Origin of the sequence: Nocardia xishanensis NBRC 101358 (assembly GCF_001613365.1) — a bacterium.
GTDB classification, from domain to species: domain Bacteria; phylum Actinomycetota; class Actinomycetes; order Mycobacteriales; family Mycobacteriaceae; genus Nocardia; species Nocardia xishanensis.
In genome coordinates this window covers 36942-54632 of the sequence record NZ_BDCF01000039.1, presented here as the reverse complement: position 1 = coordinate 54632, position 17691 = coordinate 36942, and the positions used below count along the sequence as shown (strand labels likewise).

General features: G+C 69.0%; 18 protein-coding genes. 11 read left to right on the top strand and 7 right to left on the bottom strand.

All coding sequences use genetic code 11. The annotated features are described in order from the left end of the window. Window positions 1–36 precede the first annotated feature (36 nt). From NX1_RS25525 to NX1_RS25510, 4 genes are read right to left on the bottom strand one after another with little or no spacing between them, the layout of a single operon-like run. Window positions 37–1644, bottom strand: coding sequence for an acyl-CoA synthetase (locus tag NX1_RS25525; protein WP_068064190.1), 1608 nt, complete (start codon window positions 1642–1644; stop codon window positions 37–39). A gap of 25 nt (window positions 1645–1669) precedes the next feature. Further along, a complete protein-coding gene (locus NX1_RS25520) occupies window positions 1670–2920 on the bottom strand; it encodes a hypothetical protein (RefSeq protein WP_174555519.1) in 1251 nt (416 codons plus the stop codon). A 5-nt stretch (window positions 2921–2925) separates the two neighbouring features. After that, window positions 2926–3477, bottom strand: coding sequence for a Cif family virulence factor (locus tag NX1_RS25515; RefSeq protein ID WP_068064188.1), 552 nt, complete (start codon window positions 3475–3477; stop codon window positions 2926–2928). After that, window positions 3477–3701 carry a ferredoxin gene (locus tag NX1_RS25510; protein WP_068064186.1) on the bottom strand — a complete coding sequence of 75 codons (225 nt, stop codon included), beginning with the start codon at window positions 3699–3701 and terminating at the stop codon, window positions 3477–3479. Before NX1_RS25510 ends, NX1_RS25515 begins: the two co-directional genes overlap by 1 nt. Before the next feature lie 450 nt (window positions 3702–4151). Here NX1_RS25510 and NX1_RS37015 point away from each other — a divergent pair, with 450 nt between their 5' ends. The 3 genes from NX1_RS37015 (at window position 4152) to NX1_RS25500 (ending at window position 6592) form a co-directional block, all read left to right on the top strand. Continuing rightward, complete coding sequence (locus tag NX1_RS37015; protein WP_169812283.1) at window positions 4152–4328, top strand: hypothetical protein; 177 nt, start codon at window positions 4152–4154, stop codon at window positions 4326–4328. Between the two features lie 426 nt (window positions 4329–4754). Further along, the gene (locus NX1_RS25505) at window positions 4755–6014 is read left to right on the top strand and encodes a PucR family transcriptional regulator (RefSeq protein WP_084501753.1); all 1260 of its coding nucleotides are present in this window, start codon (window positions 4755–4757) and stop codon (window positions 6012–6014) included. Window positions 6015–6157: 143 nt separating this feature from the next. Continuing rightward, the gene (locus NX1_RS25500; protein ID WP_068064185.1) at window positions 6158–6592 is read left to right on the top strand and encodes a CBS domain-containing protein; all 435 of its coding nucleotides are present in this window, start codon (window positions 6158–6160) and stop codon (window positions 6590–6592) included. Between the two features lie 25 nt (window positions 6593–6617). Here the strand turns inward: NX1_RS25500 and NX1_RS25495 are convergent, their stop codons facing one another. After that, window positions 6618–7049, bottom strand: a complete 432-nt coding sequence (locus tag NX1_RS25495; RefSeq protein WP_068064183.1) for a pyridoxamine 5'-phosphate oxidase family protein — start codon at window positions 7047–7049, stop codon at window positions 6618–6620. Window positions 7050–7128: 79 nt separating this feature from the next. Here NX1_RS25495 and NX1_RS25490 point away from each other — a divergent pair, with 79 nt between their 5' ends. From NX1_RS25490 to NX1_RS38740, 7 genes are all read left to right on the top strand, one after another. After that, window positions 7129–8385, top strand: a complete 1257-nt coding sequence (locus NX1_RS25490) for an aminotransferase class V-fold PLP-dependent enzyme (RefSeq protein WP_245668678.1) — start codon at window positions 7129–7131, stop codon at window positions 8383–8385. After that, window positions 8382–9671: a heavy-metal-associated domain-containing protein gene (locus NX1_RS25485; RefSeq protein WP_068064179.1), complete on the top strand. Its 1290-nt coding sequence runs from the start codon at window positions 8382–8384 to the stop codon at window positions 9669–9671. Before NX1_RS25490 ends, NX1_RS25485 begins: the two co-directional genes overlap by 4 nt. Beyond that, window positions 9668–11242, top strand: a complete 1575-nt coding sequence (locus tag NX1_RS25480) for a type III PLP-dependent enzyme domain-containing protein (protein ID WP_068064177.1) — start codon at window positions 9668–9670, stop codon at window positions 11240–11242. The genes NX1_RS25485 and NX1_RS25480 overlap by 4 nt, the downstream gene beginning before the upstream one ends. Then, window positions 11242–12570 carry a pyridoxal-phosphate dependent enzyme gene (locus NX1_RS25475; RefSeq protein WP_068064240.1) on the top strand — a complete coding sequence of 443 codons (1329 nt, stop codon included), beginning with the start codon at window positions 11242–11244 and terminating at the stop codon, window positions 12568–12570. The genes NX1_RS25480 and NX1_RS25475 overlap by 1 nt, the downstream gene beginning before the upstream one ends. 34 nt (window positions 12571–12604) lie before the next feature. Next, the gene (locus tag NX1_RS25470; RefSeq protein WP_068064175.1) at window positions 12605–13231 is read left to right on the top strand and encodes a TetR/AcrR family transcriptional regulator; all 627 of its coding nucleotides are present in this window, start codon (window positions 12605–12607) and stop codon (window positions 13229–13231) included. Between the two features lie 143 nt (window positions 13232–13374). Further along, complete coding sequence (locus tag NX1_RS25465) at window positions 13375–15087, top strand: acyl-CoA dehydrogenase family protein (RefSeq protein ID WP_068064238.1); 1713 nt, start codon at window positions 13375–13377, stop codon at window positions 15085–15087. A gap of 124 nt (window positions 15088–15211) precedes the next feature. Then, the gene (locus NX1_RS38740) at window positions 15212–15607 is read left to right on the top strand and encodes a hypothetical protein (RefSeq protein ID WP_373864914.1); all 396 of its coding nucleotides are present in this window, start codon (window positions 15212–15214) and stop codon (window positions 15605–15607) included. Here the strand turns inward: NX1_RS38740 and NX1_RS25455 are convergent. Both NX1_RS25455 and NX1_RS25450 read right to left on the bottom strand, forming a co-directional pair. Continuing rightward, window positions 15514–16656, bottom strand: a complete 1143-nt coding sequence (locus NX1_RS25455) for a hemerythrin domain-containing protein (RefSeq protein WP_068064171.1) — start codon at window positions 16654–16656, stop codon at window positions 15514–15516. The two genes, NX1_RS38740 and NX1_RS25455, sit on opposite strands and share 94 nt — an antisense overlap. After that, complete coding sequence (locus NX1_RS25450; protein WP_084501752.1) at window positions 16653–17288, bottom strand: TetR/AcrR family transcriptional regulator; 636 nt, start codon at window positions 17286–17288, stop codon at window positions 16653–16655. The genes NX1_RS25455 and NX1_RS25450 overlap by 4 nt, the downstream gene beginning before the upstream one ends. A gap of 162 nt (window positions 17289–17450) precedes the next feature. On the opposite strand from NX1_RS25450, the gene NX1_RS25445 reads away from it, so the two are divergent. After that, entirely contained in the window at window positions 17451–17681 is a 231-nt protein-coding gene (locus tag NX1_RS25445; protein WP_068064169.1) for an NfeD C-terminal domain-containing protein, read from the top strand. Window positions 17682–17691: the final 10 nt, after the last annotated feature.

The window sequence follows — 17691 nt, the reverse complement described above, 5'->3', positions numbered from 1 at the left end:
TACCTCCTGGGATGGAATGCCATGCTGCGGTGCGTTTCAGGGGGATCGGTGATCGGGCGCGCGGCTTGTGACGTGGTCCTCGGCCCAGCGGTAGTCCGGTTTGCCGCTGGGCGAGCGCGCGATGGCGTCGGTGACCCAGATCTGTTTCGGCACCTTGTATCCGGCGAGGTGACGGCGCACATGCTGTTCCAGCGCACCGAAATCGATCGGGCCGGACCCCGCCGCGTTCACGACAGCGGCGACCTGACGGCCCCAGCGCTCGTGCGGTACGCCGACCACCACCGCGTCGTAGATCCGCGCGTGCGCCTTCAGCACGCCCTCGACCTCCTCGACGAACACCTTCTCGCCGCCGGTGTTGATCACCATGTCGCCGCGCCCGATGAGGGTCACCGAACCGTCGGTCTCGGCCCTGGCGCGGTCGTCGGTCACCACGACGCGCGCACCGTCCACGGTTTTGAACAGCCGGGCGGACCTCTCGGGATCCTTGTAGTAGCCGAGCGGCACCGCCCCGGTCTTCGCCAGCCAGCCTTCCGCGCCCGGCGCCACCGGGCGGCCCTCGTCGTCGACCACCACCGCGCCGCGACCGGTCCGCACCCGGGGTCCGCGCGCCGGATCGTCGTCCTTCTGCGCGAAACCTATCCCGCCGAAACCTGTTTCGGACGACCCGATGGAGTCCGACACGACCGCCGACGGGAACATCTCGAGCAGGGTGTTCTTCGTCGCCTGCGAAAGCAAAGCCGCACCGGAGGCGATGGCCAGCAACGAGGACGCGTCGGCGGGCCGCCGCCGGTAGGCGTCGATCAGCGGCCGCGCCATGGCGTCCCCGGTGATCACCAGCACCTGCGGCCGATGCCGCGCCACGCGCGCCCACACCGCGGCGGGATCGAAGCGGCGCTCGAAGATCACCGCGTTGCCCGACCACAGCGCGGTGAAGGTCGGCATCATCGCCGCCGCGTGGATCAGCGGCGGCAGTACGAACCAGGTGCCCGGCTCGCCCGCCGCGCCGGCGCGCGACTGCTGGTACTCGTCGGCGACGGGTTCACCGGTGTAGAAATCGATGCCGCCGCCGAGCACCCGCCACATGTCCTCTTGCCGCCACATGACGCCCTTCGGCAGCCCGGTGGTGCCGCCGGTGTACATCATGAACAGGTCGTCGGGACCGCGCCGCACGGCGGGCCTCGTCGAGGGACGCTCCGCCAGCGCGCTCTCGTACGGCAAGGCGTCGGCGTCGTCCGGGTGCACGGTTTCATCGTCGACGCGGAGCGCGTGCCGCACGCGCGAGGCCCGAGACCTGGCCTCCCGCACCGCATCCGAATAGCTGGCGTGGTACACGAGCGCGTCCAGATCGGCGTTGTCGTAGACGTAGGCGAGTTCCGCCGGGCCGTAGCGGTAGTTGATGTTGATCGGGACCGCCGCGAGCTTGAAGCAGGCGATCAACGTCTCCATGGTCTCCACGCTGTTGTGCATCTGGAAACCGACGTGGGCGCCGGATCCGACGCCGGAGGCCGCGAGGTGGTGCGCCAGCCGATTGGCCCTGGCGTCCAGCTCCGCGAATCGCACCCGGCGCCCGCCCTGGAGTACCGCGATCCGGTCGGGCATGGCGTCGACGGCGTGCTCGAAAAGGTCGGCGAAATTGTTGGCCATCTGATGTCGTCTCGCTCGTCGGCCGTCACACCACGGTGAGCGGCAAAGGTTTTCCGCGATCGGCGAACTCGAAGCCCGCGCCGGTGCTGAAGCGTGTGACCGCCACCTCGGCACATTCGCGAAACGGTGTGTCGGCGAGTCCGAAATCGACGGTGAGCACGCCGTCCTCGACATCGACGGCCGTGGCGAACCAGCGCGGGTTCACCGCTCGGGCCAGGGCGTCCAGCGGCGCGAGCTGGTCGGCGGCGAGCATGGCGGGCCACGTGCCGTCGGCTCCGGCGCCACTGTCGCGCGGAATACGCAGGCGCACACCGCTGTCCGCATGGTCGATGGTGATGCCGGTGTAGGCCAGCGGGTTCAGCGCCGGATGCGCCGCGAGCACAGTGGCGAGAGCCTCCGCGTCGTCGCCGAGGCGCAGGCAGCGCCGGATGCGGTCCGCGGTGAGCCCGGCGATGCCGGTGAACTGCTTGCGCGCGATCGCCGTCGCGGTCGGCGCGTCGGCCCTGGCCCGTACGGCCAGCACGAAGCCGAGGGTGAGCAGGTGGTGCTGGAGGCACACCTCTTCGGCGATGCGCACCAGCGCCGAGTGCGAGAAGTCCGCGAAACGCAGGTCGCTCAGCAGCGGTCCGGCATAGTCGGACAGCCCGTCGTCCGCGGCGTCGATGGGTTCCAATTCCGTTCGGGCGGCCTCGGATTCGGCGACGAGACCGGCGTTGCGCGGCGTCGGCGGCGGCTCGTGCGTCGGATCGATGCTGACCCGCCATGCGCAGACCGGCGTGCGGTCGGCGGGATGGCGTGGTGGACGGTGGATCGGGCGCACCTGCGCGTGCGGATTGGTCGCCAGCGCGGTGGCGTCGAAGGTCGGGTCCTCGATGTCGTGGCACATCGAGACGACGAAGTCCTCGCCCATCGGCTCCACGTCGGCCAGCGCGCCGCAGTGGTCGAGCCAGAACTCGCCATGATCGCGGTCCTCGACGCGGAAGCGGAAATCCATGAACTGCGGCGGCGCGCCGATGTCGAGCTGCAACCCCTTGAAGATGGTCGGCACGCTGTCGCCCGCGAAACCCAGCGCCCGCTGCATCCTGCGCGTGTACACCGGACTGGCCAGCTGCCACTCCTCGATCGCGACCTCCGCCATGCCCGTCCTGCCGAACGCGGCGATGGAGTGCGCCATTCCGGAGCGGTCGATGAGGTGCCCACACAGCAGCAGTTCCGGCACCAGCGCGGCCAGCGTCTGCCGGGAGAATCGCGCGTAGCGGCTCGGTGTCGTGCTCATCGCCGTCACCAGAGCGCGACAGGCGCTTCGCCGACGCGGTACCAGCCCGGCAGCGGCGTACCGGAGGTCGAGCGGGCGATGCGCTGCTGCATGCCGGGGGTCAGCGCGTTGTTCGTGATCATCTCCATGAACAGCGCCGAGACGTTGCCGAAGTCGAAGAAGTCGCGCTGCCACGACCATTGGAAATCACCGCCGTAGCGGAACCAGCTGCCGCCGATGCCCTCCGGGCTGTACGGGCGCCCGTCGGGGCGTTGCGCGTCGGCGACCTGCTTCCAGAAACCGATCACCGTGCCGGAGCGGTCGTCGACCACGAATTCCTGGTACGGGTAGGTCCAGCCCTCCAGCCCGGTCATCTCCTGCCCGAGGGCGATTTCGCGGATCTCGTCGCGGCCGACCGCCATGAATTCCTGAGTGGGACCGTAGTTCCAACCGTAGGTGGCGTCCACGGTGTACATCTCGGCGAGGGGCTTCCAGTCGCCCTTCTCCTCGCAACGCTGGTTCTCCAGAATCCAGCGGCGGATCATCTCGTCGAGTTCGGCGCGGTCGTAAGTCGCCATCAGCGAGCACCTTTCGCGGCGTGGTGGGTCTCGTCGTCGGTGCGGGAGAGCGCTCCGGTCGGGCAGTAGCGGATCGCGCTCGCGACCGCTTCGCGCTGCTCAGGACCCGGGCTGGGATCGAGGATCTCCACTTGGCCGCGTTTGGGCACGGCGAAGACGGCGGGCGCCTCGGACTGGCAGACGGCGTGCCCCTGGCACAGATCGAGGTCGACGGAGATCTTCACGGCGCTCTCCCCACCTCAGCGCCGGACACCCTGGCTGTCATCACACACACCTCGATTTCGAGAACAGGTTCATCCAGGCCCCGCTCTGACGGATACAACCGTTGGGACAGATAGCTGGACATGTGTCTGGACAGTACCACCGTGACGAGCGGCCAACAACGGTTTCGACGACAAGCCATTCGGCGCTTCCGGGCGGCGGGCGCTCCCGGGTCACCGCCGACCGATTCCGCCGCCGCCGGCTTTTCGGCCCGAGGAACAACCGACCGAGACAGCCGACCCGTCCAAGATCACGACGCGTTGCCAAAACCGTTATCACACAGCGATGTTCGCGCATCTGTACTTGCATCTGTATCGAACACCGACCTACACTCGCCCCGAAAACAGAGGAGCTTCACCGAGCCGTGTCAGCGTTGCCACGAGACTCCTCGCTACATCCCGAAGGTCTTTCACATGGATCAGCCGCTACATCGCTCCCGCCGGCTCGGCGTCGCCGATATCGCCGCCGTCTACGGCACCGAGGCCCTGCACCGACGCATCGCCCAGTTGCGCGCTCGTGGCCAGCACTACGCCGCGGTCGCAATAGAACGCGAGATCCACAGCGGCGCAATGGAAGACGGATCGGAGTAGGCCGCGATCCGAGCGCCCGTGATCGGTACGGACGCCTCGGCTGCCATATCCGGCACGCGTCCCGGCTCGCGCTCGGTCCGGCTCCGGCCGAGCGTGAGCGCGGGCGAGCGCTCGAAGGCGAGGTCGACTACCGCCGCGTCGATCGGTGACCGGCATCGGCGGCCGGCGCGACCGGGCAACCCTCGCCGAGAAGCTCGGAATGCGCGGCCCCGCTGTGACCGTCCCGGACACTTCACGCGCGGTGGCACTCCGTGCCGCGCTCGGGTCGCCGGACGCCTTTCACCCGCCCGGTATTTGGAGCCGCGCACAACAGGGCTGCGGTGTAATCGATCTCGGAGAACACTCGCCCAGCCCATAACCGTTTCGTATAGTGATGCAACGATTCGGGCGCCGTTCCATTACGTCCGACGTGGCACTGGAGCACAGATGACCTTCACCGCGCTGGACCTGTCCGCCGACCCGTCCGCCACGGCGCTCGAAATCGGCGGTCAGCCGGCGTCGGTACCGCTGCAGAACACCGACGGCGTCGCGTCGCGGATGGTCGCCTACTTCGCCACCTGCGTCGCTCCGTGCCGCACGCTGCCCGGTGAGCAGATGCGCGGCGACGTCACCAAGGTGACCCGGTTCTGTCTCGCGCTGGCCGCCGAGATGCTCGACCGCAGGACCGTGCCCGACGACGACCAGCTCGGCGAGGTCAGGGAAGCCGCCGCCCAGTGGGCGCGCGAAGCGGTGCCGCTCGGCACCATCCTGCGCGCCTACCACGAAGGACTGCGCATCGCGTTCGGGATGGTCACCGAGGGCGCCAAGGCCGACGACGTGGACGAGGTGATCGTCGCGACCGACCTGGTGCTGGAACTGCTCGAGGCCATCACGGCCGCGGTCTCCGACGCGTACGTCGACGAGCAGCACCTGGTCGCCCGCGAGCACCAGACCGCCGCGCAGACCCTGGCGTCCGCGCTGCTCAGCGGGCGCGGCAGTTCCGCGCTGGCCAGGCAGGCGGGCATCCCGATCGCGGAGTCGTACCAGGTGGTGGCGCTCTCCGTACCGGAGCACCCGGACGAGCGCGATCCGCGGATCGACGCGCAGGTGGCCGCGCGCCGCAAACTACGCCGACTACAGTCCGAGCTCGCCACCGTCTTCCGCTCGCGGGCGCTGGCCCTGCTGTCCACCAAGGGCGGCACACTGCTCATTCCCGTCGGCGAGGACATCCCCGAGCTCACCCCCGAAACTCTCGACGCTCTCTCCGCCGGGGCCGAGGTCGCGCTCACCGCCACGGTCATCGTCGGGGACACCGATCAGATCCCCGATTCCGCCGAGCAGGCCCACGAGCTGCTGAATCTGGTCCGGGTGGGCGGCCGCCCCGCCGGGCTCTACCAGATGTCCGATCTGGCGGTGGAATACCAGCTCACCCGCGGCGGACCCGCCGCCCGCAGGCTCGCCACCATCCTCGACCCGCTCGACGCCCACTCCGAACTCTTCGACACCATGCGCGCCTACCTGGGCAACGACATGAACCGGCAGCTCACCGCGCGCCAGCTGTATGTGCACCCGAACACCGTCGACTACCGGCTGCGCCGCATCGCGCAGCTGACCTCCATCGACCTGGCCACCTCGGCGGGCATCTCGCAGGCGGCCATCGCCCTGCTGGCCAGGGATCTCGACCGCAGCGTCGCGCGGCGCCTGTAGTCGCTGCGACGCACGCGCACGGCCGGACGCGAAGGCCGCGGTACGCCTGTCGCGACACGACCGCGCAACGATGCGGATTCGTGCTGGTCACACGGTCCCGAACTTGCGATCCTGGAACCCCGTGAGTCTGGATGGTGAAAAGTATGCGAATCGCGGAGATCTTGCGCAGGAAAGGTAGCGAAGTCGCCACGGTGCCGCCCGACACGACGGTGCGCAGTCTGCTGGCCACGCTGGCCGAGCACAATATCGGCGCGGTGGTGGTCTCCCCCGACGGGATACGGATCGCGGGCATCGTTTCCGAGCGCGATGTGGTGCGCCGCCTGCACGAGCTCGGCGCCGACCTGCTGGACACACCCGTAGCGGACATCATGACCGTCGAAGTCCGCACCTGTGTCCCCGACGACCACGTCGACAGCTTGCGCCGAACCATGACCGACCACCGGATCCGGCACTTGCCGGTGGTGCGGGACGGCGTGCTCGTCGGCATCGTCAGCATCGGCGACGTGGTCAAGAGCGCGATCTCGGAGCTCGCGACCGAACGCCAGCACCTGGTCGACTATCTCCAGGGCCGGTACTGAGCTCCGCGGTATCGAGCCGCGGGCGTTATAGCGCCGATAGGTCGCCGAGGTCGGCGGACAACCAGTGCTCGGGTCGCATGTACACGGCGACTTGCTCGCCGTACGCCTCGGCGGCCCGCAGGTAGGCGTCGACCTTGTCCGGCGGCAGGTAGCGGGCGACCATTTCACGGTGCAGCTCGTCGGTCATCGGCGTGATGCGGGTGACCGGCCCTTCCACGCTGACGTAGCGCACCGTCGGCTCCAGCCGCTGCACCATCAGGCTGAAGCGGCCGGTCTGCCGGATGTGCCGCATCTTCTCGGACTCAGGGCCGGTCAGCACCCATACTTCGGCGCCGGGAGAGTACTGGTACCAGATCGGCACGTTCAGCGGGCCGCGATCCTGGCCCGCCGCCACGGCCAACGCCGCGATGTGCGGCTGCGCGAGAAACTGTTGACGCTCGTCTTGGCTCAACGGCATACGCTCCAGGCTAGCGCGTGAATCACGTTGTCCACCTGAAACCTTCGATCACGGTTCGAAATGTGCGTATCGTTGAATGGTGTCCAGGGCATCAGTTTCGACGCCGCTCCTCTCCGACAAGGTACGCGCACTGTTCCCCGCGCTGGCCGAAACGAACGAGGTCTACCTGGACAGCGCGGCCACCACCCAGAAGCCGCTGCCCGTCGTCGAGACCATCCACCGCTACCACTCCTCCCGTACCGCCAACGCCGGTCGCGGCACCTATCCGTGGGCGACCGAACTGACCGCGCGGATCTCGGAGGTGCGCGTCCGCACCGCCGCGTTCCTCGGCGCCGAACATCCCGACGAGGTGGTCTTCACCGGCGGCGCGACCGCGGCGCTCAACGCGGTCGCACTGTCCTGGGGGCTGGCCGAGCTCGCCGACGGCGACGAGATCCTCTACAACCCGCGCGATCACGCATCGGCCGTGCACCCGTGGCACCATCTGCGCGGGCTGCTCGCCCGATTCGGGCGCCGCATCGAACTGATCCCTTATCGGACAACCGAACTCGGTGAAGCCGACACCGCAGACATTCTCGCGAAGCTCACGCCGCGCACCCGGCTGATCGTCACCAGCCATCTGCACCACGTCTTCGGTGCGGTCACCACGCTGGAGGAGCTGCGCGGGCGCATCGATCCGTCGGTGCTGCTGTGCTTCGATTGCAGTCAGAGCGGCGGCCACCTCCCGGTCGACGTGACCGAGCTCGGCGCCGATTTCGCTGTCTTCGCCGCGCACAAGATGCTCGGCGCGCCCGGCACCGGAATACTCTACTGCCGCAGACGGATTCACGATCGGCTGCTGCCCTTCCTGCCGGGCGGCAATTCGGGGGTGCGGCTCACCGAATCGGGGCTGGCCGGCGCCGCCATGCCGGAGCTCCTCGAAGGCGGCACCCACAACCTTCCCGGCATCCTGGCGCTCGGCAGCGCGCTCGACGTGCTCGAATCCTTCGGCATGGCGGCCATCGCCGCGCACAACCGCGAGCTCACCTCGAGGCTCGTCGACGGGCTGCGCGCGGTGCCCGGCGTCGAGTTCCTTCCCGGCCCCGCCTACGCGCCGTGCGCTGTCGGCTATGGCATCGTCTCGTTCCGTATCGCCGGAATCACCTCGGCCGACATGGGTTTCGTACTCGGCCGACTAGGTTTCCTGGTGCGCACCGGCCTGCACTGCACTCCCGCGGCCGGCCCCGGCACCGACGACCTGGACTCGGTGCGGGTCAGCACACACGTCTACAACACCCTCGACGAGATCGACCGGTTCACCGCCTGCGTCACGACGATTGCCGAGGAGGTCACGTGAACACCGACGCCCCGCGCTACGACCGGAGGGCGGCGTCCCGTGTCATCGCCGGACTCGCCCAGCCGGGCCTGTTCGGCGACGTGGCGGTGCCGCCCGAGCCTCGGCGGATCGATTTCACCCGCGCCGCTTTGGTTCCCGAGGAGAACGGCCATCTGACCTATTCGCAGCGGCTGTACCTGGAGCGTTTCATGCGGCCGTGTCGCCCGCAGCAGGTGACCAGCGCGACCCACCGCATGGCGTGGACCGACAGCGACGGGGTCCCCAACACCGGGCACTTCCGCTCCGACGGTCTCGGTCCCCTGGTGCCGATCGCGGTGCGCGAGACCGTTCTGGCGCTGTGGCACGCGTTGCGCGCCGACACCGCGCTGGCGCAGCGCGCCGGGCAACTCGGCCCCCGCGACCGCGCCGTGCTGGCGGGCACCACCACCGACCACGACCCGCTCGAGATCTTCCGCGTCGGCATCGAGGCGACCGGCCGGGCACTGGCACAGCACGCCTTGCTCGCGCGCCAGACGCCCTACCGCGACGCGGTCGAATTCGCGAGGGGCATGCAGGATTCCGGGCTCTTCGCGGCGATCGCGACGCGCTGGTTCTGGGAGTTGCAGGCCTCGACCTACCGGCGCGGCATGATCGCGGCGACCCTGGTCACCCAGCCCGACGGCACCGTCCGCTACACCGCCGAATCGGTGGCCACGCTGCGCGCCATGAAAGACGCCACCATCGCCGAGGCGCACACGGTAATGCGCCGTGCCACCACGGTCGAGGGCCTGAGCGTCGCCGATGCCATCGCCAAGTACCACGAGGATCTCGACCTCATCTCGCGTCAGTACGCGCTCCTGCCGCCGGGCACCCGGCCTTCCTGCCTCGCCGCGATGCCGCATCAGCTCGACGGCGCGCACTACAGCTTGCTGTCCGTGGTGGTCGACAAGTTCATCGAGGTGTTCACCGAGATCGTGGCGGGTTGCCGCCCCGTCGAGACCGCCGCGACGCCGAACGAGCGGACCACCGACGATCCCGCGACCGCGGAGGACCGGACCTTCTACGTCCCGGACATGAACTGCAAGCACTGTGTCCGCACCATCACCGGCATCCTGGAGTCGATGGGACTCGCGGTCGCCGAGGTGGACCTGCTCACCAAGCGGGTGATCGCCGAGTTCCGCAGCCCGCGCAACCGGGCGCGCGCGTTCGAGGCGATCCGCGACGGCGGCTACAACCCCGTCGCCCAGCGGCCCGATCCGGCCGACGACGCCGAAATCGCCGTCCAGCGCTCGGAATCCGCGGTATGACGGCGCCGCTACCGGCGCTACCCGCGAAGATCCATCCGCTGGTTCGCGCCTTCCTCGACACACGCGACGCCCTCGACGAGACCCTGATCCGGTTCGGCTCGCCGGTGCATCTGGTCTTCCCGCAGGTCTTCGCCGAGAACCTGGAACAGCTGCGCGCGGTCCTCGATCGAGAGCTGACGGGGTACCGAATCTGCTACGCGCACAAGGCCAACCAGTCGCGCTCCTTCGTGCGCACCGCGGAACGGGCAGGCATCGCGATCGACGTGGCCTCGCCGCAGGAGCTGGCCAGCGCCATCGGGGCCGGGTTCGGGCCGATGCGGATCGAGGCGACCGGCCCGAAGGGCGAGGCGTTCCTGCGCAGGCTGATCGAGTGCGGCGCGACGATCAACGTGGACAACCTCTGGGAACTACGCCGGATCACCGAGCTGGCCGGTGACCGCGCCGCCGTGCCGGTGCTGCTGCGCGTCTCCGGCTTTCCCGGATCGCCGCTGAGCCGTTTCGGGGTTCCGTTCGAGCACGCCGATCACGCGTTGGATCTGCTCAGCGCCCATCGCGGCCGGATCTCGTTTCTGGGCTTCGCCTTTCACATCGATTCCGGCGAGAACGCCGAACGGGTCCGCGCGATCGAGACCTGCCTGACCTTGGTCGAACGGGCGTACTCGCACGGGCTTTCGCCCCGCGTGCTCGACCTCGGCGGCGGCCTGCGCCAGGTCTTCACCGCCGACGCCGACCGGTTCGACGGCTACGTTCGCGCGTTGCGGGCGGCGCTGGGCGGCCGTGGCGCGCCGATGAGCTGGGGAGACAACACCTTCGGCTATCACGTCGACGGCGCGGCGGTGCACGGCACGCCGGTGTTCCACAAGTACTCCAACACGATCCCGGCCACCCGGATGCTCGCCGAGCTGCTCGGCGCACCCCTGGAAGGGCAGGGTGGGCGCACGGTCGCCCAGGTCGCCGCGGACAACCTGCTCGAGCTCTGGCTCGAGCCGGGCAAGGCCCTCGTCGACCATGCCGGCGTGACGGTGGCGCGGGTCGAATTCGTCAAGGAGCTCGGCGACGGGACCGTGCTGGTGCACGTCGACCTGAGCCGCGACGCGGTGACCCCCGCCGACCAAGAGGTGATGGTCGATCCGATCGTCCTGCCGCGCGCGGCGCACGACACGGGTACGGGCGAGCGCTACGACGACGGTGCGATCACCCCGTTGCGCTCGGCCGCCGACACGGCCCACGCACTGCCGCCGGTGCGCGAAACCGATCCGGTCGGAGTGTATTTCGCCGGACGACTGTGCCTCGAGCGCGACCTCGTCACCAATCACAAGGTCTGGCTGCCGCGGCGTCCCAGGTCCGGTGATCTGGTCGTGTTTCCCAACACCGCCGCCTACCACATGGACCTGTCGGCCGCCTCGGCCTCGATGCAGCCGCCGCCCCCGAAACTGGCCGTGGCCCACCGTGCGGGCAGTTTCCAGGTGTGCCACGACGTCGACTACGAGCCCCCTGTCCCGGTGGGTCCGCCGCCCACCCCGTGGGCTCCGCCCCGGATGCCGGTGCCGAGCGAAACGGAGGCGCGCTGATGCTCTACGGCCACATCACCGAACTGATCGGCAACACGCCGCTGCTTCGCCTCGACCCCGCGGTGCACGGGCTCGAGCGCGTCGAGCTGTACGCGAAACTGGAATCGCACAACCCCTTCGGCTCGGTCAAGGACCGCGTCGCCTGGAGCATGATCCGCGACGAGCTCGACGACGTCACCGCCGCGGGACAGACACTGATCGAGGCGTCCAGCGGCAACACCGCCAAGGCGCTGCGCGTGCTCGGAGCGCTTTCGGGCGTCGGGCTGCGCGCGGTGACCAACCGGATCAAGGTGGCCGAGGTCCGCGATCTGCTGCGGCTGCTCGGCACCGACATCGTCGAGCTTCCCGGGCTTTCCGAGTGTCCCGACCCGACCACGCCGAACGACGTGTATTCAGTGATCGAGTCGACAATGGCGAAAGAGCCCGGCGTCTATCACCATCCCTCGCAGTACACCAACGAGAAGAACGTCGAGGCCCACTGCCTCGGGACCGGGCGGGAGATCCACGAGGACCTGGCGGCCGAGGGTGTCGACCGGGTGGACTATCTCGTCGGCGGGCTCGGCACCACCGGGTCCACCCGCGGCGCCGCGACCTATCTGCGCAAGCACAATCCCGAATTGCGCACGGTCGCGGTGGTTTCCGAGCGCTCGGATTTCATCCCCGGCATCCGCTCGGAGACGGAGATGTGGGACGTGGGTCTGTTCCAGCCCGATTTCTACGACCGCATCGTCAGCGTCGCTTCGGGCGACGCCGTCGACGCGACGCTGCGACTGGCCACCGGATACGGGGTGCTGGCGGGGCCGACCAGCGGCGCGGCCTACGCCGCCGCGCTGGAAACGCTTGGCGCGCTGGATCTTTCGGAACGCTATGCGAGCGATCCCGTGGTCGCGGTGATCATCGTCTGCGACCGGCTCGAACCCTATCTCTCGTACCTGAAGAAGCGCAGGCCCGAGTTGTTCGGCAGGCCGGATCGCCGAAGGGAGCCGACCGCCGCCGAACTCGCCGCTACGCCACGGATGACGCCCGCCGAGCTCGCCGAGCTGGACCGCACCGGACGGCCCACCGTCGTCGACACCCGCGGCGCGATGGCCTATCGGATCGGCCACGTGCCCGGCGCGGTGAACATCCGCGACGATCAGCTCGACGACATGCTCACCCACGGCGTCCCGTTCCCGCGTTCGCGACCGGTGGTGTTCGTGTGCCCGGTCGGTGAGATCTCGCTGCGCTTCGCCGCGCTCGCACGGCACGCCGGATTCGACGCGGCGAGTCTGGACGGCGGCATCGTGTCCTGGCGCGACGCCGGGATGGCGCTGGAAAGCGGGGCCTGAACGGCCGATGCCCGGCAGGCATTACTGTGAATCGGTGCAGACAGGCCAGGAATCAGAGGACGCCGGTCCCCGCATCTGGGGCGGGACGACGCTCACCGAACGCCGGGAGGCGCGGCGCTCCGCGCTGCTGGAGGCCGCCCTGGATCTGATCGGCGAGGCGGGGGCCGCGGGCGTCACGATGCGTGCGGTGTGCCGCCGCGCCAACCTCACCGACCGGTACTTCTACGAGAGTTTCAGCAGCCGCGACGAACTGCTCGACGTGCTCTACCGGCAGGTCGCCGAGGAGTTCCTGGAACCGATGACCGCGTTCGCCGCGTCCGACGATCGGTCGAGGGACCGGGCGCTCTCGGAGGTCCTCGTCGACAAGGTGCTGGAGGATCCGCGCAAGTCGCGCCTTTTCCTGGTCGAGCCGTACTCGAGCACCGGCCTCGGCCAGACCACCATCGCCGTGATGCCCGCCTTCACCCGGCTGATCCAGGACCACCTCTTCGCGCACATCGCGGACCCCGTCCGGCGCCGACTCGCCGCGGTCAGCATGGCCAGCGGCAACGCCGGCATGTTCTCCGCGTGGCTGAACGGTTCGCTGCGCGCGACCCGCGAGCAAATCGTGGAACACTGCGTCGCCACGCTCACGGCATACCGCTCGCTCTACCACTCCTGATACCGGAACTCCACGGCCCCGCCGCCTCCCCGAGGCGCGCGGGCCGTTGTCGTTTGCGGTCCGGTTTCAGGACAAGCATTGACGGCGGATGCCATCACTTCTAAATTGATGGCACCTGCCATCAGATGAAAGGCGCCGTCGCCATGACCCTGTTCAACCCGAAGACCGACACCTTCGCGGAGTTCGACCCGACGACCCAGCGGCTGCTGACCTCGCTCGTCGGCTTCTTCGAGAGCAAGGGCAAACAAGCGCTCACCGCCGACGCGCACCGCGGCGAGTGGTACGACGACTGGATGGCCTTCCTGAAGGAGTCGAGGATCCTCGCCTACATGGCCACCCCGAAGGCGCACGCGGGCGGCGATCCGGACAAGCGCTGGGACACCGCCTTCATCTCCAAGTTCAACGAGATCACCGGGTTCTACGGCGCGCAGTACTGGTACGCGTGGGGCGTCTCGACTCTCGGGCTCGCCACCATCTGGCAGAGCGGCAACGACAAGGCGCACGTCCGCGCGGCCGAGGAACTCGACCGCGGCGGCATCGTCGCCTTCGGCCTGTCCGAAAAGGACCACGGCGCCGACATCTACTCCACCGACATGCTGCTCACCCCCGACGGCGCGGGCGGGTTCACCGCCAACGGCAGCAAGTACTACATCGGCAACGGCAACGTCGCGCGACTGGTGCCGACCATCGGGCGCCGCACCGACATCGAGGGCCCGGACGCCTACGTCTGGTTCCTCGCCGACAGCGGCCACCCCCGCTACACCCTGGTGAAGAACGTCATCCACGGCCAGAACTACGTCAGCGCCTACGATCTGGCCGATTATCCGGTCACCGCCGACGACGTGCTGCACACCGGCCGCAAGGCCTTCGACGTCGCGCTGGCCGCGGTGAACTGCGGCAAGTTCAACATCGGGATGGTCACCCTCGGCATCGTGCAGCACTGCTTCTACGAGACCGTCGATCAGGCGGCGCACAAGATCCTGTTCGGACACCCGGTCACCGAGTTCGGTCAGGTGCGACAGATTTTGTCCGACAACTACATTCGCATCACCGCCATGAAGCTCTACCACGAGCGAGCCATCGACTACATGCGCGAATCGTCTCCGGAGGACCGGCGTTTCGTCATGTTCAACTCGATCGGCAAGATGAAGGTGACGCGCGAGGGCGAGCGCGTCTTCCGTGAACTCTCGGATGTCATCTCCGCCAAGGGTTTCGAGAAGGACACCTACTTCGCGGTGGCGCGCGGCACCATCGACTCGATGCCGCGCCTCGAGGGCACCGCGCACGTCAACATGGCGCTCACGCTGAAATTCATGCCGAGCTTCCTCTACAACGCCGCCGACCTGCCGCCGGTGCCGGTGCGCCGCGACGCGGGCGACGACGAGGCGCTGTTCCGGCAGCCCGGCGCGGCCGGGCTCGGCAAGGTGCGCTTCGCGGACTGGCGGTCGGCGTTCGCCGACTATCGCCACCTGCCGAACGTCGCGCTGTTCCTGGAGCAGGCGGAGCGGTTCGTGCAATTCCCGGTGCAGGCCCCGACGACCGACGCGCAGCTGGCCGACCTGGACTACCAGCTGGCCGTCGGCGAGTTGTTCACGCTGTTGCCCTACGGTCAGCTGATCCTGGAGCAGGCGAAGCTCGCCGGCACGCCCGACGACCTCGTCGACGCCATCTTCGAGCTGTTCGTCCGCGACTTCTCGGCCTACGCCCTCGGAGTCTTCGCCAAGGCGTCTTCCACTGAGGCGCAACAGGAATGGGCCCTCGGTTCGTTGCGCAAACCGATCGGCGACGCCGCAAGGGCCGAGCGCGTGTACGCGGAGGTGCTCGGCCACGCGGGCACGTACCGGATGAATCCGTAGCCCCCGCACACGTCAGCGGCTGCCCGCCGGTACGGCCACGCACCGGCGGGCAGCATGCTGCGCCGAACCGGCGCGATGCCGCTCACAAGTCGTTTGCCAGGCCAGCGCTCCAAACCGGCTGCCCGTGGCGGTCGAGGAACAACCCGTCCGCTACGCGTTCGCGGCGGTGACCACCGACGCGCGCGAGGCGCACGTGCGCGCGCTGCTGGTCCAGGCGTTGACCCGCACCGACTTTCGGCTGATCTCGGTGTCCAGCGCCGGCACCGGCGACACGGGCCGCGTCGAGGTGCGCGCCGAGCTGACCGGCGATCGGCGCGACGACCGCCAGATGGAGTCGGCGGTCAGCACGATCGGCCTGGAGCCGTCGGTGACCAGCGTCGGCCGGCGCAGCTCGTCTCCGCCCCGGCGACGCGCGGGTCTGACCGGTCAGGACGACTCGAGCTCGACGAGCTGGGCGAGCCGCTCGAGATCGCCGCGAAGGGCGCGCGAACGATCGCGGTGGGCGGGGACGAAGCGGTAGATCACCCTGTCGAGCCAGACCGGGAGCGAAAGCACTCGGAACGTCTGCTCGATACACGTCCCGTCGGGAGTGGCGCGCAGCCGGAAGCGCCATTCGGAGTTGTCGCCCAGGACGCCGTCGGTGACCCAGACCAGTTCCCGCGGCTTGTCGGCGACCGTACAGGTGCAGACGCGTCGCCAGCGCCACGGACCCGATTTGTTGCTGCCGCGGAAGCGGGCGCCGACCTCGGCGCGGGTGCTGTCGCCGAGCCAGTCGGCGCCGCGGCATTCGTGGCTCCATTCGCCCACGCGGGGGACGTCGGCCAGCACCGCCCACACCGCATCCGGCGGCGCGGCGCAGAACACCTCGTTCCTGCCGCCCAAAGGCACACGCAGCGGGGAGAATTCGGCGGTGCGCCAGCGCCGGAACGCGGCCTTGCGGTACCGCTTGATCATGAGGGGCAGCATCAGCCGACGTGGCCCGGCGGAAACGATGTCGCCGATCGCGGCGGTGTCGTCGGGCGAGGCGCCGTCCACGATGAACAGTCCCTCGTCGAACAACTCGATCGGGCCGAGCGGTTTGACGTTGTACTCGTCGGCCCAGCGCCGCCATTCGCCCTCGGTGATGGCGGCCGAGACCACCGGCATCATCTGGCGCTCCTCACGTTCCAGCTGCGGGAGCAGCACGGCCTCCAGCTCGTCGAGCGCCGCGAGAACATCGGCGCGAGCCTCAGCGGCGGCACGGTAGGTCACCGCCGCGTCGACCAGCCGATCCATGGCGGGCACGATGGCGCGGTGATCGGCGTCCATCCGGTCGAGCAGCCGCGCCGACGCCGGGTCGTGGTCGCGGACCAGCGGGGAGAGGTGCTCGTCCTCGGATTCGTGGAGGTGGCGCAGGAAGCGCATGATCCAGAGCAGATGCTCGGCGATCGCGACGCGTTGTTCGTCGAACGGGTAAGGCCACGCGCTCAGCGCGCTTCTGGCCCGGCGCAGGTCACGGCGCATCGCCGAGTGCACGATTCCCAGCACGCGGGTATCGGCGGGCCGTTCCAGGTCTGCGGAGGTGGTCATGTGGATAACTCCTCGGCGAGGTCGAGCAGCCGAATCACGGTGTCGGCCGCCCAGTTTCGATATTTGGCGGGCGTCCACGCCGACTCCTCGGTGAGCGCGAGATAGACCTCGCCCCCGAGCACGGCGTGCAGCGAGTCGGTCTCGGCGTCGGTGAGCGGCCTGCCCGTCACCGCCTCGAGCCCCGCCCGCATGGACGTCGATCGATCCGCGCGGTCGCGGGCCGCGAGTGCCGCCAGTTCCGCGTCGGCGGCCGCGGCCTGCACCAGGACCCGATGCAGCGCGGCCGATCTGCGGTTAACGGTCTCGAGCAGGCTCGCCAGCTTGGCGGCGCGTTCGCGGACCACACCGGCCGCGATGGCGTGGAATTCCGGCCGCTCCAGCAGGGGCACCGGCTCGTCGTCCGCGACGGCGGCCAGGTCGAGCAGCGCTTTGAGGATCTCGCGCTTGTTGCCGACGCTGCTGTACACCGTCTCCACGGCGCAGCCCGCGCGCGCGGCGATGTCGCGCATCGACGTGCCCGCCCATCCGCGGGCCACGAACAGTTCGGCGGCCGCGGCGAGCACCGCCGCCCTGGTCGCGCCCGCCTTGGCCTGGCGCAGGGTGGAGCGATATCGCCGCGTGCTCGTGGCCATACTCCATTGTCGAACCGGCCGGTATTCGACACAAGGTCGTTCCAGCGAATCATTCGTTCGTCGTCATTCGCGGCGCACTCGCCGTTTCGAAAGCCGCTACCGAAAAGTGGTCTGGCACACGTAGGCTGACGTGTTCCGGTGTCGAGGGCAGGAGTGCGAGGCATGACCGATCCCGTGCGTGGACTGACGGGAACGATCACCACGCCGATCCGCGGCGCCGGGACATTGGGAGAGGTGCTGGTCGCGATACGCGGGGGGACGGAGTTGTATATCGCGCGGGCCGCTGAGCCGATCGGGACGGGCGCCACCGTGCTGATCGTAGAGGCGCATCCCGGACGCATCGTCGACGTCGTTCCATGGATCCCGCTGATATCGGAGCAGCAGGAACACTGAAACAACAAGG